The sequence below is a fragment of the Chryseobacterium gregarium DSM 19109 genome (genome assembly GCF_000430845.1).
GTDB classification, from domain to species: Bacteria; Bacteroidota; Bacteroidia; order Flavobacteriales; family Weeksellaceae; genus Chryseobacterium; species Chryseobacterium gregarium.
Genome location: NZ_AUMU01000007.1, coordinates 47,140 through 73,340, shown reverse-complemented (window position 1 = coordinate 73,340; position 26,201 = coordinate 47,140). Strand labels below are relative to the sequence as shown.

Genomic DNA, 26,201 nt, shown 5'->3' with positions numbered 1-26,201 from the left:
TTTATTGGTCACCTGTAGGCCTTGCATTAGCCTTGTAGATCTCGAAATTAAATACGAACGAAATATTTTTTAAAGAGAAATTGTTGTAGTTGTAATGAGCATCTCTTGCAAAGGCTGCTCTGGAAGGTACGATAATAACACCTTGCAGATTGTATGGATCTCCATCTGCTTTATTGGCAAAGCCTTTGAAATATTTAAGTCCTTCCTGAAGTCCTTCAATTTCATAATAGCTTCGGTTTTTATCAGAGGCAATTTCATTTTTCTTTACATAATAAAACAAAGGATCGGTTAAAGGGGAACCACCGCCATTAATAGTGTTAACCAGGCTTCCTGTTGCTGAAAATGCTACTTTTCCGTCTGTATCGGTAGCAAGATAGTAGTTTGCTCTGATCATTGTTCTGATCTGGGTAGCTGTATTTGATTCAGGATTGGTATCTAGTGTCACACCTGTTGTAGGCTGCACACCGTTTCTTATGATGTAAATTACGCCTGAAGGAAGTTTTACCGGATTAAGTTCGGAAAGCTTTTTCTGATTGTCATCAGCCGTATCTGTAGAACTGAACGCTTTTATATTTCCCTGAACATCCAGATAATTATCATCCATATACTTCTGGATGGCCTGGTCATCATATGAATTTCTTACCCCTATGTCATCCGGTTCAACGAAAGTTGCCACTTCATCATCATCCTTTTTACAGGCAGAAAAACACAGAGATCCCGCAAGGATATATAAAAATATTTTTTTCATTTCAAAAACTTTAATTACTTTACAAATAATATAACGGCAAAAGTATAAAAAATTATGAGAATAGATAAATTTTTATGGAGTATTCGTTTTTATAAGACAAGAACCATTGCTACAGAAGAAATTAAAAAGAACAGGGTAGCCATCGGTGATTCTGTGGTGAAGTCTTCTAAAGAGGTGAAAGAAGGAGATGTCATCAAGATCCGTAAGAATCAGATTGATTACAAAATTAAAGTCATTCAGATTCCTAAAAGCAGAATGGGAGCTAAGCTGGTACCGCTTCATATCAAGGATGTTACGGATAAAGAGCAGTATGAACTGCTGAAAATGCGCAAAATGTCTCAGGATTATTACCGGACCAGGGGAGAAGGAAGGCCTACCAAGAAAGACAGGAGGGAAATGGATGATTATGTAGGAAATGATATCGCATCAGATTTTACAGATTGGGACGATTTCTTTGGGGAAACCAATGATGACACCGATAAAAAGGAAGATTAAGAAAAGCTCTAGAGATAGAGCTTTTCTATGATTTCGTCCACAATATCATCAGGCTGCCGTTGATCCGTACTCACACTGAATTGCGCCTTGCCGTAAAAAGAATTCCTTTCAAACAGGTGTTTGGCAATAAATTCAGGAAGGTTTTCATCAGAAATATGGGCAATCAACGGCCGCTTGTCTTTCTGTTTGGAAAGCCTTTCGGATAAAGTGCCTACGGAAGCCTTCAGAAATATGCTTTTTGAGTTATTGTTGATAATTTCCATATTGTTATAATAAACAGGGGTTCCGCCTCCCAGGCTTAAAACCGTATTTTTTTCCTTTGCCAGAATCTCTTCCAAAGTTTCCCGTTCCAGCTTCCTGAAGTACAGTTCTCCCTTTTTTTCAAATATTTCGGGAATGGTTAATTTGTTTCTCTGAAAAATCTCTTTATCGAGGTCAATAAATTTAAAATTGAGTTTTTCGCTTAATATTTTGGAAATGTGAGTTTTGCCACTCCCCATGTATCCGACCAGTGAAATTATCATGAATTTTTTTTGAACAAATTTGCAAAAAAGTTTTGAGAAATAAAAAAAAGCTATATCTTTGCACCACTTAAAACAAGGGACATTACTCAAATGAAAACTTGATAATAAAGTGACCGACTCGGTAGCTCAGCTGGTAGAGCAATACACTTTTAATGTATGGGTCCTGGGTTCGAATCCCAGCCGGGTCACTAGCAAAATAAATTACTGGATTTTTGTAATTTTATTGCCTGCGTGGTGAAATTGGTAGACACGCCATCTTGAGGGGGTGGTTTCCTAAGGATGTGCTGGTTCGAGTCCAGTCGCAGGCACTGCAAAGAAAATTAATGATTAAAGTGAAATCTTCACTTTTAATTGTGGCCGACTCGGTAGCTCAGCTGGTAGAGCAATACACTTTTAATGTATGGGTCCTGGGTTCGAATCCCAGCCGGGTCACAAGTTTACTGAAAAGTAAATTTTTTTCATATTAATATTTTGTGATTTGGTGTTTCAAAGGCTTCCTACAGGAAGCCTTTGATTTTTTTATATGTCTGTAATTTGGCAGTTTTTTATTACTTTCATTGCAATGTAAGCACAATAAAGATGTTGCAAAAAGTGGTTTAATAAATCAATAGGAAAAATTCAATTTGATTTTCAGGATGCCCAAAAAGCGCTACTTAAAAGTAACGCCTATGATAAACTCTCAATTCTTATAGAATTTTATTCTTCAATTAATCCAGATGCATATTATCAATTAATCTTACTCCGTCTACTACCACTACAATAAATGCCCTGAAGTTCCTGTCTTTATAAAAGAAATCCGTTTCTTTTAAAGTTTTCTCGTCAGCAATTAAGAAATATTCAAGCTGCATGCCTCTCTGGTGATCAAAAATATCCTGAACCCTTTCCTTAATTTCAGGGACTGTTACGATCCTGAACCACTCATTTACTTTTTTTAAGGTTTCAAAGATTACTTTAGAAGTTTCTCTCCGGTCCTCCAGGAGCCGTTGGTTTCTGGAGCTTAATGCCAGTCCGTTCTCTGCCCTGAAAATAGAAACGCCCTTAATTTTAACCGGAATTTTATTTTTTTCAACCATCTTTTTAATAATCGCCAGCTGCTGAAAGTCTTTTTCACCAAAATAGGCACTGTCCGGTTTTACCTGCCTGAACAGCTCTTCCACTACAGTTCCAACCCCGTCAAAATGTCCCGGTCTTGATTTTCCCTCCATCTCGTTTTCCAGACCGTCAAATTCATAATGCCGGCTTTCTGTTTTTTCAGGATAAATATCAGTGACTTCAGGGATGTATACGGCATCTACCAAGCCTGATTTTTCAAGAATCAAAATATCCCTGTTGATATCTCTCGGATATTTTTCAAGGTCCTCGGCGTTGTTAAATTGAGTCGGATTAACAAAAATGGATGAAACCACAAGGTCATTCTCCTGTCTGGCTTCTGTATAGAGAGATAAATGGCCGTTGTGCAGGGCACCCATCGTGGGGGCAAAACCTATCTTTTTACCCATTTCTTTCTGTCTTTCAATGAAATCCTGAAGAACTTTTTTACTTTTTAGAACTTCCATAGTTTATTTTAATCTTAATTCAAAAATACTAAAAATATCATATAATTATAATAGAATATAAATCGTATTGCTAATCTCAGTAAGGGAATTATCGTAAAAAAATGTTAATTAAATTAATGTTGGATGTTTTTTCGTAATTTTGCACATTAAAGCATTTTTACAAAAAATTAGATAAAAGTTTATGCCGAATCAAAAAATACTGTACATTACTACGGAGATGTATCCATACCAGGAAGATACCAATATGGCGTCTGTGGTAAACAAAATGGCACTTAAGATGCACAATGAAGGCAATGATGTAAGAGTTTTTATGCCAAGATTTGGACAGATCAGTGAAAGAAAGTTCCAGCTGCATGAGGTAATCCGCCTTTCAGGAATGAATATTATTATTAATGATCTGGATCAGCCCCTTATCATCAAAGTGGCATCCCTCCCGGGAGAAAGGCTTCAGGTATACTTTATCGACAATGACGAATACTTCAAAAGAAAACAATATTATTTTGATGATGAGGGTAAAGCTTTTGATGATAATGATGAAAGGGCTATTTTCTTTGCCAGAGGGGTCATAGAGACCATTAAAAAACTGAACTGGGTTCCGGACGTTATTCATTTGAACGGCTGGATGGCTTCTTTCGTTCCGATTTACCTAAAAACATATTACGAATCTGATGCGTATTTCAAAGACGCTAAAATTGTACTTTCATTATATAATGAAAAAGATGCGGCATTGGATCAGAATATCGCGGCAAAACTTAAATTTGATAATATTTCAGGCTTAAAAGCATTGGATAATCCGAGTGTGAAAACTTTTGTGGCAGACAGCATGAATTATGTGGATATGGTAGTGAAGGGAGATGAGTTTCTGGATGAAGATTTAGACAAAGCCTTCAACGAAACCGCTACTCCAAAATCGGAATATCTTGATGTAAATTCAATCAATCAACTTTATTAAAACACCTATATTTTTAATGATTCATACTATTAAAAAAGCGGTCACCATATTTTCACTGGTGATTTTTGGAAGCGCGTTCCTTTATAATTGTGAGCCGGATGCTGATACGCTTGGGGAACAACTGTTTTTAGACGGAGCAGCGCAGGGTAAGGAAACGCCTTTCGATGTTATTGCTTTTAATATCAATAATAATGACAGTATCAGGAGTGATGCTTCGAAATTAGGATTAGCCACTTTAGGAGCGTTTTCAGAAGGACAGTTCGGGATGCAGAAAGCATCCTATTTGACCCAATTAAGATTATCTACCTATAATCCGGACTTCGGAGCAAATGCCGTTGTAGATTCTGTAGTGTTGGTGATGAAGCCGACTTATGCTTCTGATACTGTTAAAACCACTACTTTAGACGATAATTACACCTATAAAACAACTGCTGACGAAACGGTAAATGCTAAAAAGGTAGTGAATACTTATCCTGTTTTAAAGTTCGGGAAAGCTAAAAGAACATTTACTATTCATGTAAATGAAGTTAAGGAATTTTTAAAAGGCCCTTCAGATACAGTAAAATCTAACCAAATTTTTGATTATGATAATACAAAGGTTTTGGGCTCAAAAGAATTTAAAGGAGATGTCAGTTCGGTAGCGATTACCAAAGACGGTGACGGGAGCGCGTTATTTACAGCTTCCACTCCGGGAATCAGAATTCAGTTAGACAAAACTTTTTTCCAGGAAAAGATTATTGCTAAAAAAGGTCAGCCTGAACTTCAGGATGCATCCAATTTCATCAGACATATCAAAGGACTCAGAATTTCTGTAGAGGAAAGTGACGGTTATCTGTTCCAGTTCGCTCCGAATACAATGGAGTTGATCATGTATTATAAAAACGGAACGGGAACAACAAAAACTCCGGCAACCTATTCATTTGATTTAAGTTCTTCTAATACACACATTGGCCAATATCAATATAATAGGGCTGACGCAGCTGTAAAAAATGCTGGCTATAACAGGGTGTCTGGCGATACAAAACTCTATTTACAGGGGATGGGTGGTCCTTCTGTTGGAATCAGTCTTAAACAGCAAACAATTGATTCACTGAAACAGATGTATGCAAATGATAAAGCTGCGATCATCAGTGCCAAAATAAGAATTTATACGGATGCTTCATGGAATAACAGCAATTATGCGAAACCAACAGCATTTACTTTGCTACGCAAATATGTAGATACTACTACTCCCACTAAGATAAAAACTAATTTTACAAATGACTTATTAAAGCTGGCAGGAGTTACAGGATATACAATTTATAAAGCTTATGATCTGGATAAAAATCCTGCATATTATGAGTTTTCTGTAACACAGTCTATAAAAGAACTTGTCGAACCGGAAAGTAAAGCGGCGACAGATGTGACTGAAACAAAATACTTTAAAATAGATTTAGGTTCTTTTCAGAGCAATTCTGCAGGAACAGGTTTAGCCGGATATAAATTTACCACTACATCTTATAATACAAGCAGAGCTGTATTTGTAGGAACAAATTTAGGTGATGCAAAAAGAGTAAAGCTAAGAGTTACCTACGGTACAAAATAAAAATTTTAAAAAAAATACACGACAGATTATGTGTGGAATAGTTGGATATACAGGCTTTCAGGATGCTTACGATATAGTAATTAACGGTCTGAGAAGATTGGAATACAGAGGGTATGACAGTGCCGGAATTGTTCTGGAGGGGAATAATAATAAATTGGAGGTTGAGAAGACCAAAGGGAAAGTAGATGACTTGGTTAGTATTTCCGGAAATTTAAAAGGAACAGCCCATATCGGTATGGGACATACCCGTTGGGCAACCCATGGAGTTCCAAGCGACAGGAATTCGCATCCGCATTTATCTAATAACGGTAAACTGGCCATTATTCATAACGGAATCATTGAAAATTATGATACCATTAAAAAAATGCTCACTGAGAAAGGATTTACCTTCAAATCTGAAACGGATACGGAAGTATTGGTCAATCTGATCCAGTACTTTATGGATCTGAATCCTGAAACGGATTTTCCGACTGCCGTAAGATATACCCTTAATGAAGTTTATGGAGCTTATGCAATTACAGTGATGCATGAAGACTATCCTGGAGTACTGGTAGTAGGGAGGCTCGGTTCTCCTTTAGCGATCGGAATCGGGGACAAGGAATATTTCATTGCTTCAGACGCTTCTCCTTTTGTGGAATTTACCAAAGAGGCGATTTATCTTGAGGAAGGTCATATGGCGACCATTTCTTTGGAAAAAGGAGTAGATATCAGAACCATCAGTGAAAATTCTAAAATTGAACCTGAGATTCAGAAGCTTAAAGTAAGTCTTGAGCAGATTGAAAAAGGCGGGTACGAACATTTTATGTTAAAAGAAATTTTCGAACAGCCGAAATCTATACACGATACCATGAGAGGGAGATTACTCGTTGAAGAAGGGGTAATCAAAATGGCCGGAATCTGGGATTATATTGAAAAGTTTAAAAATGCGAACAGGATCATTATCATTGCCTGTGGAACTTCATGGCATGCAGGGCTTATCGGAGAATACCTGATCGAGGAGTACGCCAGAATTCCGGTTGAAGTGGAATATGCTTCAGAGTTCAGATACAGAAATCCAATTATAACGGATAAGGATATAGTAATTGCAATTTCCCAATCCGGAGAAACCGCAGACACTATGGCAGCACTTAAGCTGGCCAAAGAAAAAGGGGCGTTTATTTATGGAATCTGTAATGTAGTGGATTCTTCGATTGCAAGAATTACAGATGCCGGTTCCTATACCCATGCTGGTCCTGAGATCGGGGTAGCTTCTACAAAAGCATTTACGGCACAGCTTACCATTCTTACATTAATTGCCTTTAAATTAGGGAAACATAACGGCAATCTTGGAAATGCCGACTTTATGAGCCTGATCGCCGAATTGGATGCTATTCCTAAGAAGATTGAAGACGTTTTAGCTTCCACTCATGAACTGGTTCAGGAGATTGCCAAAGACTTTATCAATACCACCAATTTCCTGTATTTGGGAAGAGGATATAACTATCCTGCAGCTTTGGAAGGCGCTTTAAAACTGAAAGAGATTTCTTATATCCATGCTGAAGGCTATCCTGCTGCAGAAATGAAGCATGGACCTATTGCATTAATTGATGAAAACATGCCGATTGTTATCATTGCTCCGAAGAAAGGGCATTATGATAAGATTGTAAGTAATGTTCAGGAAATTAAGGCACGAAAAGGGAAGGTAATTGCTGTAGTTAACAGAGGAGATACCCAGGTAAGCGAGATGGCAGATTATGTCATTGAGATTCCGGAAACATCAGAATGTTTTTCTCCGATCATTGCTTCAGTACCGCTACAGCTTCTGGCATATTATATCGCCGTATACAGAGGCGCAAACGTAGACCAGCCGAGGAACCTTGCAAAATCTGTAACGGTAGAATAAAAATTGTAGACAAATAAAATAAATTTAGATTTCTTCCGTTATTTCAAAAAAAATCTTAAAAGTTTCTTAAAAAAATTATATATTTACGGCTTAATTATAAAAATTAACATGAAAAGGATATTTCTTTTATTATTGTCTGCGTCGGTAGCATCGGTATCTTGTTCAGGTGGGGGAGCCTCTTCGGTAGGTAAACCGGGAACAAAAGGAGAATTGATACCTAGAGAAAAAACAAAATCATTTGTTGCAGAAAGGCCATACGGAATGGTGGCTATTCCTGCAGGATCGTTTGTTGCAGGTCTAACTGATCAGGATTTCACCAATAGTCCAGAGAAGGCTCAGGCAAAAACGGTTACTGTTTCCTCTTTCTTCATGGATGAAGCAGAAACTACTAATGCAGAATACAGGGTATTTATCAATTATGTAAGAGATTCTATTGCCAGAACTTTACTTGCTGAGGCTGCCGGAGAAGGCGGAGAAGGAAAAGGAAGAGGGACAAGCATCGGAGATTACGCATACCTTGCCCAAAAAGAAGAAAACCTAACACCTTATCAGGAATATCTTGAAGCACAGGGAGGCGGAGATGAAACAACATTCGATCCTACCAAGAAAATCGACTGGAAAGTTCCATTGCATTGGAATACCTCTAAATATCCTGATGTAGAATACGCAGAAGTTTTAGAATCAATGTATCTGCCGGCTTCTTCAAGAGTTAGCAATGAAAGACTCCTTGACGTTAGCAAACTTAAATATACGTACAGATGGGGAGATATGGATGCGGCTCTGGCTGATAAAGAAAGAGGAGTAAACTATCTTAGAAGCGAAAGCATTGCCATTTACCCTGATACAACGGTTTGGGCAAAAGATTTTCACTTTGCTTACAACGAACCATTGTTTGAACAGTATTTCTGGCACAAAGCATACAAAGACTATCCTGTAGTAGGGGTAACCTGGGACCAGGCAAGAGCCTACTGTAACTTCAGATCAAAATTGAAATCTGACTATAACGAAAGCTTAAAAAGAAGAAAACAAAGACCATTGCAATTTAGACTTCCAACGGAAATCGAATGGGAATATGCAGCAAGAGGCGGAATGGAAAATGCTACTTATCCTTGGGGTGGTCCTTATTTAATGGATGACAGGGGTTGTTATTTAGCAAACTTCAAGCCAAAAAGAGGTAACTATATGGAAGACGATAAAAAAGGGACTTATACCTATACGGCTCCTGTAAAGAAATTTAAGAAAAACGGATTTGGATTATTTGATATGGCTGGAAACGTTTCCGAGTGGACGTTATCTGCATACAACAATTCTTCATACGGGTTCTCATCGACTTTAAATCCTTCTACCAAAGACATTGCTGATGACAAAAGATCGGTAAGAGGTGGTTCTTGGAAAGATGTAGGATACATGTTAATGACCGGTGCTAGAGATTGGGAAAGAAAAGATTCGGCAAGAAGCTATATCGGATTCAGAACAGTACAGGACATTCCTGAAGCGGCTGTTAAACCAAGAAGAGTTAACAGGTAATTCAATCATTGTACCCTTATTTTCAATAACAATTTTTAATTTAACACTAAAAAAAACTAACTTATATGTTTAAGACTAAAGATGCTTGGATGAACTTCTTTTATTCATTCGGTGCTGCAATTGTAATTCTTGGAGCTTGGCTTAAAATCACTCACATTACCTTAGGGCCTATTAACGGTAACATCGCTCTTACAGTGGGACTTATCACAGAAGCAATCATCTTCATCATTTTTGCTTTCGACCCGCCAAAATCAGAAGAGTCTTATGCTTGGGAAAATGTATATCCTGAATTGTTGGATAAACATGCAAACCCAAATCCGGTACACTCAAATACGTCTAAAAATGTTTCAGCTCAGTTTGCTGAACTTGAAAATTCACTTTCATCTAAATTAGACAAGATGCTGGCAGATGCTAAACTTGATGTTCAGTTATTTGACAGATTAAGAAGCGGAATCGATAAATTCTCAAACTCGGTTGATCAGATTAATCAGACCGTTGACGTATCAGCTTCTACTCATAAATATAATGAGCAATTAAACAAAGCTGCTCAGCATATGGAAAGCATGAACGCTTTATATGCAATGCAATTGGAAAACGGACAGAGACAGTCTGAATTCGCTAAAAAGTATGTGCAGGATATGCAGAAATCTGCTGAACATTCAGAAAAATTCAACCAAGAATTACAAGGTTTAACGTCAAACTTAAACAATTTAAACAGAGTTTATGGTGGTATGCTAACTGCTATGAAATCTTAATTCCTAAACCATTTCTACAATTTAACAACTTAATTAAAAATTAAACAAACAAAGAAAAGAGAATGGCACAAGGAAAACAGACCCCTCGTCAGAAGATGATCAACCTGATGTATTTGGTGTTCATCGCGATGATGGCCCTAAATATTGATGCAGAAATCATCAGATCATATTATGATTCTACTAAAGCTCTTAATGAGACCAGAACTTTAACGGAAAAAAAGAACGAAAAGATTTTCGAAAAAACTCTTGAGGCTAAAGCTCAGCAGGTACCGGATACTTATGCTCAGCCATGGGCACAGTACCAGGTTTTAAGAGATAAGATTAACTTATTGGTAGGATCAGCTCAGACAATTAAAGACCAGCTTAAAAAGAAATCAGAATTTCATGAGAAAGATGCAGCAGGAAAAGATATTGATGTAAGCGAGAACTTTGCGGCATTAAATAACAATGAAGCAACTACTGAGTATTTTTTTAAGGAAGGTGATGAAAATACACCTTCAAAAGGAGCTTTGGATTTAAAAGCCAAAATTGATGATGTAAGAAATTATATCAATACAACTTTCGGTAACAATCCCCAGCTAAAAGATTTAGTGGAAAGAGCTAACAAATCTTTAATTGCAGAATATCCTAAAGGAAAATCTCCTAATGAGAAAACATGGTTCCAGAATAAATTCTACCATCAGCCATTAATTGCTGCGATTTCTAATCTGGAAATTATTCAGAATGATGCAAGAAACGTACAGTCTGATGCATTGGCGCTGATGCTACAGGAAAAAGTGGATGCCAGTATTAAATTTACAAGTTACGAAGCTATTGTTTCTGCACCTGTAGATGTAGTTTCCGGTAAGCCGGCCGAAGCTGTTATTATGTTAGGAAATTATTCTAACAGCAACAAGATTTCAATGTCCGGCGTAAGCAGACAGGAAAACGGTAAAGGATATGCTTCACTTAATACAAGCGGAATCGGAGAGCGTACTTTAAGCGGAAATATTACATTGACTGATGCTAGCGGTAAAGCACAAAGCTTCCCGTTCACGCATACGTATAATGTAATTGCAGGTCCTCAGGAAGTAAAACTTCAGAAAGGCTTATTGCTTTCTGCTGATAAAATGAATGTAATGTACAGAAACCTTGATAACCCTGTTTCAGGTTCAATCTTAGGTGCTGATAATGCTAAGCTTTCATTATCTGCTCCGGGAGCAGCTGTGAAAAATACAGGTCCTGGTAAATGGAATGTAAAACCGGGGGCAGGAAATGTTCTGAAAATCACATTATCCGGAACAGACCCGTATGGTAAGTCTATTTCTCAGGTATTTGAATACAGAATTAAAAATGTACCGCCGCCACAAGGTCAGATCAGAGGTAAAAATATGCTGACCATGCCTTCAGGTTCGGTTGCAAATCAGCAGCTTCAGGCAGTAATTCCTGACTTTGACTTCCCGGTATCATTCAATGTAACTTCTTTCATGGTAAGAGTACCTGGTAGGGCATCGATGCAAATTCAGGGTAATTCATTACAAGCAGCAGAAGGAATGTTCAGAAACTTGAGACCTGGTGATGGTGTATATATCTTTGATATTAAAGCAACAGCTACCGGATTAGGAGGTTCAATTGTACCGAATATTTCACCTGTATTAATTAATGTTCAATAATAAAGAATTATGAAAAAATATATTAGCAGTTTTTTAGTATTGGTTTCGGGATTGATGTTTTCCCAGACTATCCTGAATGCATCTTCTCCGGAAGAATTCAGAAAAATGAGAGCTGAGAACAAAATGAAAGTGGGAGATACCGTTATCGATAAAAAAGTAAAACCTTTGGAATACGGGTTTGTCGATGATAAGGACATCCTGAAAAGCATGTTTGTTTGGGAAGTGATTGATATGAATGACAAGATCAATCAGCCTTTCTACTATAACAATCCTGACGGATTATTATCTACAGAAACAAAATCATTATATAAACTTTTGCTTGATGGAGCTCTGAATGGCGAGATCAAGGAAGTGTATGACGATGAAAACTTCGTTATAAGACTTACTCCTGAACAAATTAAGTCTAGATTAGTTGATGTCAGAGTTGATGACGAAGCTATTAATATTTTAAATAGCGGACGTCAGTTAACTGAACAGGAGAAAAAAGAGCTTACTGACGTATACGAAACGACAACAGAAAAAGTAAAAGTTCTGAAAGTATTCGGGATGTGGTTTATCGATAAGAGAGACGGACAATTGAAGTACAGGCCTTTGGGAATTGCTGCGATGGGTCCGGATCCGAAATTGATTGGTAGAACTACTCCGGACGGGCAGCCTTTACCGGGTTCTGATGAATTGATTGATCTTTTCTGGGTATATTATCCTAATGCAAGGGATATTTTAGCCAACAACTATGTTTATAACAGAAAAAATACCTCTGCAGATTTATCTTTTGATGATTTGATCAACGCAAGAAGATTCTCTTCGGTGATCTTCAAATCTTCTACAGGGTTAGGTGATGGCATTATTAAAGACTATATCCCTAGAGATTCTGAGGAACAGATTGAAGAAAGCGACAGAATTAAGGCGCAGATCCTTCAAATGGAAAATGATATGTGGAATTACTAAATTTCACTTGATAGTTATAGAAAACCTGAGTATTTTTACTCAGGTTTTTTTTATTATGGAGAATGTAGAATATATCATCGTCGGAGACGGCTACGCCGCACTTTTTTTTGCCCACCAGCTGATCAGGAATAATAAATCATTTGTTATATTTTCGGAAGGGAAAAAAAGTGCATCCCAGGTTTCGGCCGGTATTGTCAATCCTGTAGTTCTTAAAAAGTTTACGACTTTCTGGAAAGCACAGGAACAGATCGATTTTTTGAGACAGTCACTCAGAGAGATTCAAGAATATACCGGCGAAAATTATCTGATTGATGCGCCCATCCACAGAATATTTCATGATGAGAATGAACAGCAGCTTTGGTATAAAAAATCAGAAAAAGATGAACTTATTCATTTTTTAGATAAAAATTTCAATCATTTAGAGGCTGTAAAAAACGACTTTCATACCGGAAAGGTAAATCAGTCTGCCAGATTAAAGGTTAGAGCATTTTTCAAGGGTTTATTTGGTTTTTTAGAAAATAAGAACCAGATTATTAGAGATAAATTTGATTATGCTGAAGTGGATACTCAGACTTCGGTTTATAAAAATTTGAAATTTAAGAATATCCTGTTTTGTGAAGGCATTGGCGTGAAAGAAAACCCGTTCTTTTCCCATATTCCCTTACAGCCGAATAAAGGCCATCATATTAAAGTCAGGCTTTCCAAACCGATTCCTGAAAATATAACGATCAAAAAGAAACATTTCCTGTTTCCCGTAGAACACGGGTTGTACTTTTATGGCGGCACCTACGATAGGGAACAGCTTCATGATTATATTGATGATTCAGCAGTAGAACAGTTAAAAAAAGGGCTTGCCGAGTTTTACCCCTATGATTTTGAAATTGCTGACGTGAACTTCGGGTTCAGGCCAACGGTGAAAGACCGCAGACCGATTGTCGGGAGGCATTCTGAATACCAGAACCTGTATGTCTTCAATGGCCTGGGAGCCAGAGGAATTCTGAACGGCTGTTATTTCTCTAAAAGCCTGTATGATTTTATAGAAGAAAATATTCCTCTGCATGAGGAAATTTCGCTGGACCGGTTTTTATAAATCTTTAACTGAAGCACTTCAGATTTTAGTCCTATGCAATTTACTGAAAATGACTAATTCATTTTTGCACCCATCAATTAATTTAACTTACCGATGAGAATTTTACCGGTTTTTATTTTAATAAAGATGAATGAAATAAATATATTTCGGTAAATATTCAAGGCCATCATCCGTTTGCTGAAACCGGAATAGCAGCAGATTGACCAGAATCCGATTTTTTTTATCAGATAGATCAGAATCATAATTTACTCAGTAAAAATTTCTTATCTTGAAATCCAGAATAATAAATGTATGGACGAAAATGTATTGGGAATTATAGCAGGGGTGCTTACTTCGGTTTCAATGATCCCGCAGCTTATAAAAGTTATTAAAAATAAAAATGCCGATGATCTATCATGGGTGATGATCATAGTCCTTATTTCAGGACTTTCTTTATGGGTATGGTATGGATTTATACAGGATGAACTTCCGATTATCCTTTCGAATGCTTTTGCCGTTCTGGTTAATATAACTTTGCTGATCTGCTGTATACTCTATAAGAAGAAATCATATCATAAAAAGTGAGCACTTCTGTAAAATATAGAAGTGCTTTCATTTATAATGATGTGTTTATATCAGGGTTATTTTAAAATAAACTTTGCCAAAGGAGCCATCTTGGCTTTATTGAGAGTCAGTATATTTCCGTTGACGGAGTAATTGTCTGCAGAAAGAAGAGCTTGGGTAAAAGCACGTTCTGTTTCCAGGTCATCACATGCAATCATGGTAGACATGCCCTGATTAAATTTAATGCGCATTGTACTTGGCTTAAGTTCAAAAGTTCCGCCTACACCATTACATCCTCCGTGTCCTTCATAGCGCATATCAGCTGTATTAAGTTTAAAATACGGATTGGCACCGGGATTTTTAAGGCTGATCGGCTGCCCGTTGATCTCTGTCAGTTTCCAGGTTTTTCCTGTAATGTCAGTATTTGCAGAATTGGCAGTCTTGGTCATGCATGAAGCCATAAACAATAAGACTAAAAATGAACAGCAGAAAAGTATTGTCTTTTTCATAAAATATCAGATATATTATTTGTAATTAAGTATTAATAAGAAGCCATTTTACCAGCCGCTGAAGATCTATCCTTTTTGTGGTGGAACATGACCATATTATATCCTTTTCTAAGAAAAGTAATATCACCATTAATATCAGAATACTGATATTCTGCATCTCCTGCAGTATATTCCGGCAATTCATCATTTTTTTTCAGTTCGTAGGATTTTCCGTTCAGATGGACGGTAATGGTATTCCGGGTTTCGTTAACCGCTACTTCAAGCTGGTCTCCGTATGCATCAGTATAAATATCCTTTACGATTTTATCAGGATCGGTATTGTCTACAGCTGCTACATTTTGTAAATCGACTTCTTCTTTTACAGGATGTTTACAGGCTACTGCCATAAGGACCATTAAAATAGGTAATAATTTTTTCATAGAATGTGATTTGAGATTGGTGTGTGATCGAAATATTATAATGGCATAAATTTACGCCTATTATTTAAATAATATGTTAATTTTACATAAATTAATTATAAATTATTAATCATATCGATATTAAAAGATAAATTCGACGATAAATAGCATAGCTAAATGATATAATTTAAAATATATTCTCTGCTTTACTACCACTAAAAAATTTCAATGATTTATAATGAGTAAAAATACTCAGAAAATATATTTTATGATTAATTAACATTCTTAGGCTTCATTCTGATGTTTGCTCTAATAGCAAATTTAGTACCAAAGATTAATGTTAATGAATTTAAGTTATATAAAGTTTTGATTTTGTATGTTTTAACTGTTGTGTAATAGAGTTGTTATCCAGTAATTTTGATGAATTCAGTTAATTTAAAGAAGCGTTAAATATTGTTAACATATTTTACAAATTGGGGAATTGGGTTGAAAGGTATTGCAACTTAGACTTACATTTGCAGTAACCATATGAGAAACTATATAATATATTTTTTGACGGGAATTTTTCTGCTGTTCGTAGTAGAAAGCAAGATTAATGTCAGAACATTGAAAAATGATTATATAGGTCATGCCTCTCATAATCTTCCCAAAAAAGCAAACCGCTTAAATGAGACCAGTGAAAAACTTTCAATCAGGCAGATCGCTGATGATGCCGGCAATACCTATTCGTTAGAGCTTACTGAAGATGATTTTCAGTTATCTGATACGATGCAGAATGTGCTCTTTTTTACCAGTATTTTTACACTTGTCTATATTTTCGGATTAAAGAGTTTCAAAAAATCGAAGCCTACCATTAATGGTTTTCTGTCCGGCTTTTCCACTGTAAAAAGATTCATTCTGATCCGTTCAATCAGAATCTAAAAATTCAGTTTTCCGATATGTTTTCTGCTGATGTGTCGGCAGAAATATCCTGTGCTGCCTGGCCGGTAACCATTGCATCGCAGCCATGTCCTCATTACCATTTCCTATTAAAACATTAACGATTTATATAAACTCTGTAATTATGATGAAAAGAGTTGTCGCAGGCGTAGCCCTAAGCAGTCTTTTGTTGTTCAGTTGCAACAAGAAAAAAGAAGAAAAAGAAGAAACTTCAGTATATCCCGTAACCTCTCCGCTGGTAATGGATACGGTGATTGACAAGGAGTATGTAGCCCAGATCCAATCGGTAAAGAACATTGAGGTAAGGGCACAGGAAAAAGGTTTTCTCGAGAAAATCTTTGTAGACGAAGGCCAGTTCGTGCATCAGGGACAAACCTTGTTCAGGATCATGCCCAAACTGTACCAGGCAGAATTATTAAAGGCCCAGGCAGAGGTTGCTCAGGCCTCTATTGAGCTTAAAAATGCAAGTACATTGGCCAGTAACAATATTGTTTCTAAAAACGAAAGATCAATGGCAAAGGCAAAGCTTGATGCAGCCAATGCAGAAGCTAAACTGGCCCAGATCCACTTGTCTTTTACAGACATCAAAGCCCCGTTTTCAGGAATTATCAACAGGATTCCCCTGAAGCTCGGAAGTTTAATTGATGAAGGTGATTTACTCACTTCACTTTCAGACAATACCAATATGTACAGTTATTTCAACGTTTCAGAACCGGAATACCTAAGTTATCAGATGCATGTGGCGGATCGGGGCAGCAGCGAAGTAAGCCTGGTAATGGCAAACGGGGAAGTGCTCCCTCAAAAAGGCCAGATCCAGACTATCGAAGGGGAATTTGACAATGAAACCGGAAATATTGCCTTCAGGGCAAAATTTCCAAATCCCAATAAACTTTTAAGAAACGGGGAAACAGGAAAAGTAAGAATGACTTTACCGCTTAAAAATGCTTTGATCATTCCTCAGAAAGCGACCTATGAAATTCAGGATCAGAAATATGTTTTTGTCGTAGGAAAAGATGGAGTGGCAAGATCTAAGAATATTAAAGTATCGTATGAGCTCCCCGATGTATATGTAATAAGTTCCGGGCTGGCAACAGGAGATAAAATTTTACTTGAAGGCGTGCAGAAAGTGAAGGATGACCAGAAAGTTCAGACAAAATTCCAGGATCCTAAAAAAGTTCTTCAGTCATTGAAATTAAAAGCAGAATAGAAGCAATATGTTTAAGAAATTCATTCGCAGACCTGTTCTGTCTATTGTAATCTCATTGATTATCGTATTTATGGGAGTTTTATCCCTGATGAAATTGCCGGTTACCCAGTTTCCGTCTATTTCACCTCCCAAAGTAAACATCACGGCAGAATATCCGGGTGCTAACAACGAACTGTTGATCAAATCCGTGGTGATTCCGCTGGAAAGAGGATTAAACGGGGTGCCCGGCATGAAATATATGACTTCCGATGCCGGAAATGACGGGGAAGCCTCCATTCAGGTAGTTTTTGACCTGGGGACTGATCCTAACGTAGCCGCTGTAAACGTTCAGAACCGGGTGTCTTCTGTTGTAAATAAACTTCCGCCGCTGGTGGTTCGTGAAGGGGTGAAAATTACCCGTGAAGAACCCAACATGCTGATGTATATTAACCTATACAGTGACGACCCGAAATCTGACCAGAAATTCCTTTTCAACTATGCGGATATTAATGTAATGTCTGAACTGAGAAGGGTAAGCGGAGTAGGTTTTGCCGATATCCTGGGAACCAGAGAATATGCGATGCGGATCTGGCTTAAACCTGACCGGTTAACGGCATACAGCATTTCAGCAGATGAAGTGATGGAGGCTTTAAATGCTCAGAGTCTGGAAGCTTCTCCTGGAAAAACAGGGGAAAGTTCAGGGAAAAGATCACAGTCATTTGAATATATTTTAAAATATCCCGGCCGTTTCAATAATGAAAAAGATTACGGGAATATTATCCTGAAGGCCAAAACCGACGGGGAATTTGTGAGGCTTAAAGATGTGGCAGATATCGAATTCGGTTCCTCCATGTATGATATTTATTCTACCTTAAACGGAAAACCGTCTGCCGCGATTACCGTAAAACAGTCATACGGATCCAATGCTAGTGATGTTATCAAAAATGTAAAATCTTTGATGGCGGACCTGCAGAAGACCACGTTTCCAAAAGGAATGCATTATGATATCAGTTATGACGTTTCAAGATTCCTTGACGCATCCATTGAAAAAGTGATCCATACTTTATTTGAGGCCTTTATTTTGGTGGCGATCGTGGTATTCCTTTTCCTTGGCGACTGGCGTTCAACCCTGATCCCGGCGATTGCGGTTCCGGTTTCGCTGATCGGTACCTTTGCGATCATGTCCGCTTTCGGAATTACATTAAACATGATCTCATTATTTGCTTTGGTTATGGCGATCGGGGTTGTTGTCGATGATGCGATTGTGGTGATTGAAGCGGTCCATGCCAAGATGGAAGAAAAAGGACTTTCTCCGTTAAAAGCAACGGAAGAGGCCATGCATGAAATCAGCGGGGCGATTATCGCGATTACATTGGTAATGGCATCCGTATTCATCCCGATTGCATTCATGTCAGGTCCGGTTGGCGTATTTTACCGCCAGTTCTCTATTACAATGGCTTCGGCAATCATCCTTTCTGGAGTGGTCGCTTTGACATTGACGCCGGCTTTGTGTGCTTTAATTTTAAAAAATAACCACGGAAAAGCAAAAAGAAGAACTCCGATCACGATTTTCTTAGATAAATTCAATAATTTATTTACAAAAGGAGCCGGGAAATATGAGAAATTGCTGACTAAAACAGTTAAGAAGAAAACATTTACGCTTCCTTTATTATTGGCGTTTTGTGCCTGTACCTTTTTCTTAAGCAACTCATTGCCTTCAGGATTTATTCCGGCAGAGGATCAGGGAATGATCTATGCGATTATTCAGACGCCTCCGGGGTCTACCCTGGAAAGAACAAATCAGATTGCTAAAGAATTATTAAGAGAATCTGAAGGTATTGATGGAGTTCAGTCCGTTTCCTCACTGGCCGGTTATGAAATCCTGACTGAAGGTACGGGATCCAATTCAGGAACCTGTCTGATCAACCTTAAAAGCTGGGAAGACCGTTCAGAATCCGCATCAGAGATTATCGAGAAGCTTGAAGAAAAAGCTAAAAATATTCCTGGGGCCAATATCGAATTCTTCCAGCCACCATCAATTCCAGGTTATGGTGCTGCCGGTGGTTTTGAGCTTCGTCTTTTGGATAAAGCCGGAAGCGGTGATTACCAGAAGATGGAAAAAGTAAGCAATGATTTTGTCAATGAACTGAAAAAGCGTCCTGAACTGGGTTCTGCATTTACGTTCTATTCTGCAAGTTTCCCGCAGTATATGCTGAAGATTGACAATGATCTGGCCGAACAGAAAGGAGTAACGATCGAAAAAGCGATGGATAACCTATCAACGCTGATCGGTTCGAACTATGAAACCAGTTTTATACGTTTTGACCGTCCGTATAAGGTAATTGTTCAGGCCGGACCGCAGTACCGTGCGCTTCCGTCGGATTTACTGAAATTATATGTGAAAAATGACAAAGACCAGATGGTTCCATACTCAGATTTCATGCATCTTGAAAAAGTATATGGTTTATCCGAGATTACCAGACATAACATGTACAACTCTGCCGAGGTGAGCGGAACGCCCGCGCCGGGTTACAGTTCCGGACAGGCGATTGCAGCCATTAAGGAAGTAGCGGATAAAACACTTCCGAGAGGTTTCGGGATCGACTGGGCGGGGATCTCCAAAGATGAGGTAAGCCGTGGAAATGAAGCCATATTTATTTTTCTGGTCTGCTTAGGGTTTGTTTACCTGATTCTGGCCGCCCAGTATGAAAGTTTCATTCTTCCGTTACCGGTAATCTTATCATTGCCGACAGGGATTTTCGGAGCATTTTTATGTCTGAAATTATTAGGATTGGAAAACAACATTTATGCACAGGTAGCCATGGTCATGTTGATTGGTCTGTTAGGTAAGAACGCCGTGCTGATTGTGGAATTCGCTGTACAGAAGAAGGCTGAAGAAGGAATTCCGGTAGCGCAGGCTGCGATTGAGGGGGCTGCAATCCGTTTCCGTCCGATCCTGATGACGTCATTTGCATTCATTGCCGGTTTGATTCCATTGGTAATGGCAACAGGGCCGGGAGCTATCGGTAACCGTACCATCGGTACAGCTGCAGCAGGAGGTATGCTGATCGGAACCGTTTTCGGGCTGATCATTATCCCGGGATTGTATTACATCTTCGGAACCATTGCAGAAAAGTCGAAACTGGCAAGATATGAAGAAGAAAATCCTTTAACAGAACAAACAGAACCTTACCAACACGATGATAAACATGAAGATTTATAATAAATATATGGCAGCCGTTGCCTTATTGCTTGTTTTAGCAGGCTGTAAGGCACCTATGGCGACCGTTGTAAAAGATGAGGTAAAAGAAAATGTACCTCAGAACTTTAATCAGGAAGAGCAGGCGGATGCCAACGCGAACACAGGAACGACACCCTGGAGGCAGTTCTTTACGGATCCTAATCTGGTTGCTTTAATTGAAACCTCATTAAAGAACAATCAGGAACTGATGATCACGCTGCAGGATATTGAAATTGCCAGAAGCGGTGTGTTAGCGAAAAAAGGAAGACTGACCCCTACTGTTTCTGCAGGAATCGGTGCCGGAGTAAAAAAAGCAGGCCGTTATACCAGTGAGGGAGCTGGTGATGCCACTACGGATATCGAACCCGGAAAGGAAATACCGGATCCGCTTGGGAATTTTGAAGGAGGCTTAACTGCAAACTGGGAAATTGACATCTGGAAAAAATTAAGAACAGAAAAAGAATCTGCAGTCGCGCATTATCTCTCTACGGTAGAAGGAAAAAATTTCGTTCTGTCCAATTTAATTGAAGAGGTGGCGGATAACTATTATGAATTGCTGGCCCTGGATAATCAGCTGGATATTATTCAGGAGTATATAAAGCTTCAGCAGAGAGCGCTGGAAATTTCAAAAATCCAGAAAGAAGCGGCAGCTGCAACCGAACTGGCAGTAAAGAAGTTTGAAGCGGAGCTGGCGAAATCCAAAGCAACGGAATATACCATTCGTCAGGAAATTACAGAAAAGGAAAATGAAATCAATGCCCTGTGCGGGCGTTATCCTCAGCCGATCGTAAGATCAAAGGAAAGTTTCATGTCAACCATTCCGCAGACGGTTTATACGGGAATCCCTTCGCAGTTGCTGGCTAACCGTCCGGACATCAAGCAGGCCGAGCTTGAGCTGAAAGCATCAAAACTTGATGTGGAAGCAGCAAGGAAAGAGTTTTACCCTTCACTGGAAATTTCCGCAACATTGGGATTGGAAGCATTTAAACCTTCTTACCTCGTAAAACTGCCGGAATCCATGGCGGCGAGTTTAGTAGGGGAGCTGGCAGGCCCGCTGATCAATAAAAGTGCGATCAAAGCCAATTTCCAGACTGCGGATGCAAGACAGATCCAGGCATTGTATGAATATGATAAAACCATTCTTAATGCTTACCTGGATGTGGCGAATCTGATGTCAAAAATTAAAAACATTGACCAGTATTATCAGTTAAAATCTCAGGAAACGAAGTCATTAGAACAATCGATCGATATTGCGAATCAGCTGTTCCGGAATTCAAGGGCAGATTATCTGGAGGTCCTTCTGAACCAGAGGGATGCTTTGGATGCCAAAATGGAACTGGTTGAAGCAAAAGAAAAACAGCTGAGTACAGTTGTTGATATTTATAAGAGCTTAGGCGGAGGCTGGAAGTGATTATAAATCCTTAATGTTTTAAAAAGAAAAGAGGCTTTCCGTATGGATAGTCTCTTTTCGATTTAACTGAAAACTTCAATAAAAACAGGTTCATGAAAACCTCTTCTCAATATACTTACATCAAGGTAAGTATGTAATTTAATTTCTGATGGTTATTAGTTTAAAAAGCCGTTAGTTTTTATTTGCATTAATTCTGAAAAAGCCAACCTTCCCTAAAATAATTCCTGTTAAAGAAGGTGGCAGGATATGATCGAATCATCATGTTTTTTTGTGTAGCTGTTAGTTTTTACCCTTTGGTCTGATTGTTGATTTGTAATGAAGCTTTTATTGTTGTTTTCTCGTTATGGTTTCCCGCTTTACAAACTGTATTTCATTGTTAATAAATTTTGTACCGCTGAATTCTGAGTCCAAAGTTATCACCTGAGATCGGTAAATAAAAACATTTGTTGTCTTTATTTATAAATTAAGACGTCCTAATTCAGGGGTCAAATAAATTTAATGTGCTGGTAGTCAGTTTTTATTTTTGTAAAATAAAAATTTCAATTGTGTGCATTAATTCATTATTCTTTGAGAAAATCAGTTTGATTTTACGTATTTTTGACCTTCTTATTCATGGAATAACTCATTAAAGTGGTCAAAAAATTATTTTTTTTATTTTTTACAGGATGTTTTGGACTTATACTCGCCCAGCAATCATATAATGAATATGATCAGTTGAGATCAAAGTATGAGTATTTTAAGGAAAATGATGTCAAGGCGTTTTCTTTTATTCAGCCGTATATTAATAAGGCAAAAAAAGAAAAGAATTACGAAAAACTGGTTCAGGGATATAAAGACGGGGTATTTTATACTTCCAAAAACGAAGACAAGCTGATATATGCCGACAGTACAGTCTGGGCTGCAAACCTGTCCCGGGATAAAGATCTCATGATCATTGGCCACATTGAAAAAGGAGTCGTATATTATTACCATTATAAAAAATACCAGTTGGCTCTCAACGAATACCTTAAAGCCTATGAATATTCAAAAAACACCCGCAACGAATTTTTAAAATACCAGAATCTCTATCATATTGGGGTAGTAAAAAGTTATCTTGGATATTATGAGGAAGCGTCTGAAGTATTTACACAATGTATCATTTACTACAGGGAAAAAGTAAAGACTATTATCAAGTCTCATCCGAATGAAATTTACAATAATAAAAGAGCATATCTGAACAGCCTTCACCAATTGCTCATCTGTTACCGGCATCTCGGAAAACATAAAGAAACCGATTCAGCCATACAGACAGGACTTTCCGAGACCGCAAATAATCCTGACTATACTCAGGAAAGAGGGTATTTTCTTTTATCACAAGGAATTTCGGATTACAGGGATAGCCGATACCAGAAAGCATTAATGCATCTTGATGAATCTTTAGCCTCTTTGAAAGACAGCAGGGATTTTGCAAGGCTGTCCGTTAATTATTTTTATATCGGAAAAAGTTACCTGGGATTAAAAAACACTCAGGAATCCGTCATTTATTTCAAAAAGATAGATTCTGTATTTAACCGCTACCACTTCATTCTTCCGGAGTTAAGGGAAAATTATGAAATACTGATCGATTACAGCAAAAAACACAAAGATCAGACCCAGCAGCTATACTATACCAGCCAGCTTTTGAAAGCAGACAGCATCATGTCAAAGGATTTCAGTTACCTGTCGCCGAAGATCCATAAAGACTATGATACCCAAACACTATTGGATGAGAAAAACAAACTCCAGAAAATCAATTATCTGGTAACGGTTATTATTATTGTCTTGATCATCTGGGCTGTCGGGCTGATTATATTATTTGCCAAAAGACACAGGAAGGCCAAGGAAATTAAGGAGAAATATATTTTCCTTGAAGAAAAATTCACGAAAAATCAAGAGGCTCCTAAGGAAGATATTATTCCTGTTGAAGAAAAAAGAACGCTTCTGCAGGAAAGTAAAGTGGAAGAACTTCTCTGCAAGCTGCAAACCTTTGAAAGCAAAAAAGGATTTATCCAAAAAGGCCTTACCATCAGCAAACTGGCCTCACAGTTGGGAACCAATTCCAATTACCTGTCACAGGTGATTAATGAACATAAAGGCGTTAATTTCAACAAATACCTGAGCCAGCTGAGGATCAATTACATTACGGTTTTACTGTTCGAAAACAAACAATACCTCAAATACAACATCGAAACCCTCGCCAAAGAATGCGGCATTGCTTCCCGGCAGAACTTCTCCGATCTTTTCTTTGAAATCAACGGCATCCGTCCTACGGATTTTATTAAAAAGAGGATGCAGGAGCTGGAGGATAAGGAGTAATTCGGGATTTTGTTATTTAAATTCAAAAAAATTGATGGTATGCCCGTAAAATATAATTAGAATTAAATACAAAATTAGAATTATACAAATCTAATAGTGTAGAATTTGTGTATTAAATATCTCATGTTGATTAGCCTCTCATATAATAGCCCTTTTATTCAATTGAATTTTTACAAAAAGTGCTATAAATTCAAAGTTAAATTTAAGATTTGAAATATGGAATTTTAAGAAATAACATTTGATGAGATAACAAAGTCTCTGGGTTTACGGCCATTCAAAATAATAAATTCAAATCCACTATATTTGTCATACTATTAACATCTGTCATGAAAAAACTCATCTTCATTCTCCTTGGTATTCTCCTCATTATAATAATCCTCGTCTTAATCAAAACACTCACCTATCCTTTTAAAAAAGTAAGTGCTGAAACGGCTCAGGGCTGGAAAATGATAAAAGATGACTCAGCAGTACAGCGGCTATCAAGCGGACTGAAAATTCCTACCGTTTCTGCCGGAGAATTGGGGGAATTTGATTACTCGACATTTGATACCATCAAAGAATACCTCAAAACATCGTATCCGTTGGTTTATGAAAATGTGGAATATACCGAAGTCAATAAATATGGTTTAGTGTTCCGGCTGAAAGGAAGCAATCCTTCTCTCGACCCTATTTTATTTCTTTCCCACACCGATGTGGTGCCTCCGGGAGAAGCTGATATAAAAGATAAAAGTGAAAATGTTTTCAGGCCGGACGATCAACCTTTGCCTCCCGTTTCAGAAGTTGCGGAGGACTGGGATTTCGGGCCGTTTTCCGGAGCGGTGGCCAATGGACGGATCTATGGCAGGGGAGCCATCGATATGAAAGGGATGCTTTTCTCGCTGATGGAATCCATGAATGCTCTGATTAAAAACAAATATGTTCCGCAACGGGATATTTATCTGGCTTTCGGGTTTGATGAGGAAGTGGGCGGACAGCAGGGCGCTGCAAAAATCGCCGGTTATTTTAAAAGCAAAAATATAAAATTCGATGCGGTGTATGACGAAGGAGGGCTGATTTTAGAAAAAGGCAGTGTGGCCGGAATCAATTCTGATATTGCCGTGATCGGCTGTGCAGAGAAAGGCTTTCTCTCCGTAAAAATCAAAGTAAAAGGATTGGGCGGACATGCTTCGATGCCTCCGATGGAAAGTGCAATCGGAAAGGCGGCCATCATTATGCAGAGGCTGGAACATGATCAGATGAAACCAATGATCACGCCGCTGATCAATGAGTTTTTCACCAATATCGGCGGTTCCATGTCGTTTATAAACAGGATGGGAATTTCCAATCAGTGGTTGTTAAAACCCGTATTATTATCTCAGTTGGCAAAAAATAATTCGACCAATGCACTGGTCCGTACCACGACAGCTTTAACCATGATGAAGGGAAGCGATGCGCCGAACGTCCTTTCTCCCGAAGTGGAATTTGTCGTGAATTTCAGGCTGCTGCCCGGGAACACGGTAAACGACGTGAAAAAACATATCGCCGAAGCGACCAAAGGGTTCGAAGTGGAGATAGAAGATATTGACCAGGTAAAAGAAGCCTCGGCGGTTTCGCCTAGCAATACCAAAGCATTCAGACTGATTGAAGCGGCCGTTAAAGAAATTCATCCTACGGCAATAGCAACTCCGTATCTTACCGTTGGGGCAACGGATGCCTATAAATACCAGATCGTCAGCAAAAATATTTACCGGTTTATGCCGATCAAAATCAATGATGCCGAAAAACAGTCCATTCACAGCACCAATGAATACCTCAGTATTGAAAACTATATGAAAATGATTCATTATTTTGAATTTATGATGAAGAATTATGATAAGTAATGAGCAAGGGAATATTCCCGAAATTCTGTTTGAAATTCTATAAATGTTTTTAAAACTTTATTTACGC

General features: G+C 38.1%; 21 protein-coding genes and 3 tRNA genes. 19 read left to right on the top strand and 5 right to left on the bottom strand.

Translation table 11 applies throughout. The features are described from left to right. Position 1: 1 nt before the first annotated feature. Positions 2-748, bottom strand: a complete 747-nt coding sequence (locus tag H561_RS0108685; RefSeq protein ID WP_027386640.1) for a type 2 periplasmic-binding domain-containing protein — start codon at positions 746-748, stop codon at positions 2-4. A 54-nt stretch (positions 749-802) separates the two neighbouring features. Between H561_RS0108685 and H561_RS0108680 the strand changes: the two genes are divergently transcribed. Further along, entirely contained in the window at positions 803-1,243 is a 441-nt protein-coding gene (locus tag H561_RS0108680; protein WP_027386639.1) for an RNA-binding S4 domain-containing protein, read from the top strand. An 8-nt stretch (positions 1,244-1,251) separates the two neighbouring features. Here H561_RS0108680 and H561_RS0108675 read toward each other — a convergent pair whose 3' ends face one another. Further along, positions 1,252-1,767: a shikimate kinase gene (locus H561_RS0108675; RefSeq protein WP_027386638.1), complete on the bottom strand. Its 516-nt coding sequence runs from the start codon at positions 1,765-1,767 to the stop codon at positions 1,252-1,254. A gap of 115 nt (positions 1,768-1,882) precedes the next feature. Here H561_RS0108675 and H561_RS0108670 point away from each other — a divergent pair. The 3 genes from H561_RS0108670 to H561_RS0108660 all read left to right on the top strand — a co-directional run bounded on the left by H561_RS0108670 (position 1,883) and on the right by H561_RS0108660 (position 2,199). Further along, a tRNA-Lys gene (locus H561_RS0108670) sits at positions 1,883-1,955 on the top strand. 37 nt (positions 1,956-1,992) lie between these two features. After that, positions 1,993-2,075 (top strand) — tRNA-Leu (locus tag H561_RS0108665). A 51-nt stretch (positions 2,076-2,126) separates the two neighbouring features. After that, positions 2,127-2,199: transfer RNA gene (locus tag H561_RS0108660), tRNA-Lys, on the top strand. 275 nt (positions 2,200-2,474) lie between these two features. Here H561_RS0108660 and panC read toward each other — a convergent pair. Beyond that, a complete protein-coding gene (gene panC / locus H561_RS0108655; protein WP_027386637.1) occupies positions 2,475-3,323 on the bottom strand; it encodes a pantoate--beta-alanine ligase in 849 nt (282 codons plus the stop codon). Between the two features lie 181 nt (positions 3,324-3,504). On the opposite strand from panC, the gene H561_RS0108650 reads away from it, so the two are divergent. The 9 genes from H561_RS0108650 (at position 3,505) to H561_RS0108605 (ending at position 14,278) form a co-directional block, all read left to right on the top strand. Continuing rightward, complete coding sequence (locus H561_RS0108650) at positions 3,505-4,275, top strand: glycogen/starch synthase (RefSeq protein WP_027386636.1); 771 nt, start codon at positions 3,505-3,507, stop codon at positions 4,273-4,275. Positions 4,276-4,291: 16 nt separating this feature from the next. Further along, complete coding sequence (locus H561_RS0108645) at positions 4,292-5,860, top strand: DUF4270 family protein (RefSeq protein ID WP_027386635.1); 1,569 nt, start codon at positions 4,292-4,294, stop codon at positions 5,858-5,860. 28 nt (positions 5,861-5,888) lie between these two features. Then, positions 5,889-7,742 carry a glutamine--fructose-6-phosphate transaminase (isomerizing) gene (gene glmS / locus H561_RS0108640; RefSeq protein ID WP_027386634.1) on the top strand — a complete coding sequence of 618 codons (1,854 nt, stop codon included), beginning with the start codon at positions 5,889-5,891 and terminating at the stop codon, positions 7,740-7,742. 108 nt (positions 7,743-7,850) lie between these two features. Then, positions 7,851-9,269 carry a T9SS ring complex lipoprotein PorK/GldK gene (gene porK, locus H561_RS0108635; protein ID WP_027386633.1) on the top strand — a complete coding sequence of 473 codons (1,419 nt, stop codon included), beginning with the start codon at positions 7,851-7,853 and terminating at the stop codon, positions 9,267-9,269. A gap of 65 nt (positions 9,270-9,334) precedes the next feature. Beyond that, on the top strand, positions 9,335-10,024 hold the full coding sequence (porL, locus tag H561_RS0108630; protein WP_027386632.1) for a type IX secretion system motor protein PorL/GldL: 690 nt from the start codon (positions 9,335-9,337) through the stop codon (positions 10,022-10,024). A gap of 62 nt (positions 10,025-10,086) precedes the next feature. Continuing rightward, entirely contained in the window at positions 10,087-11,676 is a 1,590-nt protein-coding gene (gene porM, locus H561_RS0108625) for a type IX secretion system motor protein PorM/GldM (RefSeq protein ID WP_027386631.1), read from the top strand. A 9-nt stretch (positions 11,677-11,685) separates the two neighbouring features. Then, entirely contained in the window at positions 11,686-12,624 is a 939-nt protein-coding gene (porN, locus tag H561_RS0108620; protein ID WP_027386630.1) for a type IX secretion system ring subunit PorN/GldN, read from the top strand. Between the two features lie 55 nt (positions 12,625-12,679). Next, positions 12,680-13,714: an NAD(P)/FAD-dependent oxidoreductase gene (locus H561_RS0108615; protein WP_027386629.1), complete on the top strand. Its 1,035-nt coding sequence runs from the start codon at positions 12,680-12,682 to the stop codon at positions 13,712-13,714. A 291-nt stretch (positions 13,715-14,005) separates the two neighbouring features. Then, complete coding sequence (locus tag H561_RS0108605; protein ID WP_027386628.1) at positions 14,006-14,278, top strand: SemiSWEET transporter; 273 nt, start codon at positions 14,006-14,008, stop codon at positions 14,276-14,278. 56 nt (positions 14,279-14,334) lie between these two features. On the opposite strand, the gene H561_RS0108600 is transcribed toward H561_RS0108605, so the two are convergent. Then, positions 14,335-14,766: an META domain-containing protein gene (locus H561_RS0108600; RefSeq protein WP_027386627.1), complete on the bottom strand. Its 432-nt coding sequence runs from the start codon at positions 14,764-14,766 to the stop codon at positions 14,335-14,337. A 32-nt stretch (positions 14,767-14,798) separates the two neighbouring features. After that, the gene (locus H561_RS0108595) at positions 14,799-15,185 is read right to left on the bottom strand and encodes a hypothetical protein (protein WP_027386626.1); all 387 of its coding nucleotides are present in this window, start codon (positions 15,183-15,185) and stop codon (positions 14,799-14,801) included. Between the two features lie 531 nt (positions 15,186-15,716). Here H561_RS0108595 and H561_RS0108590 point away from each other — a divergent pair. From H561_RS0108590 to H561_RS0108560, 6 genes are all read left to right on the top strand, one after another. Then, the gene (locus H561_RS0108590) at positions 15,717-16,085 is read left to right on the top strand and encodes a hypothetical protein (RefSeq protein WP_228372241.1); all 369 of its coding nucleotides are present in this window, start codon (positions 15,717-15,719) and stop codon (positions 16,083-16,085) included. A gap of 145 nt (positions 16,086-16,230) precedes the next feature. Beyond that, positions 16,231-17,310: an efflux RND transporter periplasmic adaptor subunit gene (locus H561_RS0108580; RefSeq protein ID WP_027386624.1), complete on the top strand. Its 1,080-nt coding sequence runs from the start codon at positions 16,231-16,233 to the stop codon at positions 17,308-17,310. Between the two features lie 7 nt (positions 17,311-17,317). Further along, positions 17,318-20,512 carry an efflux RND transporter permease subunit gene (locus H561_RS0108575; protein WP_027386623.1) on the top strand — a complete coding sequence of 1,065 codons (3,195 nt, stop codon included), beginning with the start codon at positions 17,318-17,320 and terminating at the stop codon, positions 20,510-20,512. Continuing rightward, entirely contained in the window at positions 20,499-21,941 is a 1,443-nt protein-coding gene (locus tag H561_RS0108570) for a TolC family protein (RefSeq protein ID WP_027386622.1), read from the top strand. Before H561_RS0108575 ends, H561_RS0108570 begins: the two co-directional genes overlap by 14 nt. A gap of 714 nt (positions 21,942-22,655) precedes the next feature. Then, a complete protein-coding gene (locus H561_RS22290; protein ID WP_155845766.1) occupies positions 22,656-24,275 on the top strand; it encodes a helix-turn-helix domain-containing protein in 1,620 nt (539 codons plus the stop codon). 326 nt (positions 24,276-24,601) lie between these two features. Next, complete coding sequence (locus H561_RS0108560; RefSeq protein ID WP_027386621.1) at positions 24,602-26,134, top strand: M20/M25/M40 family metallo-hydrolase; 1,533 nt, start codon at positions 24,602-24,604, stop codon at positions 26,132-26,134. Positions 26,135-26,201: the final 67 nt, after the last annotated feature.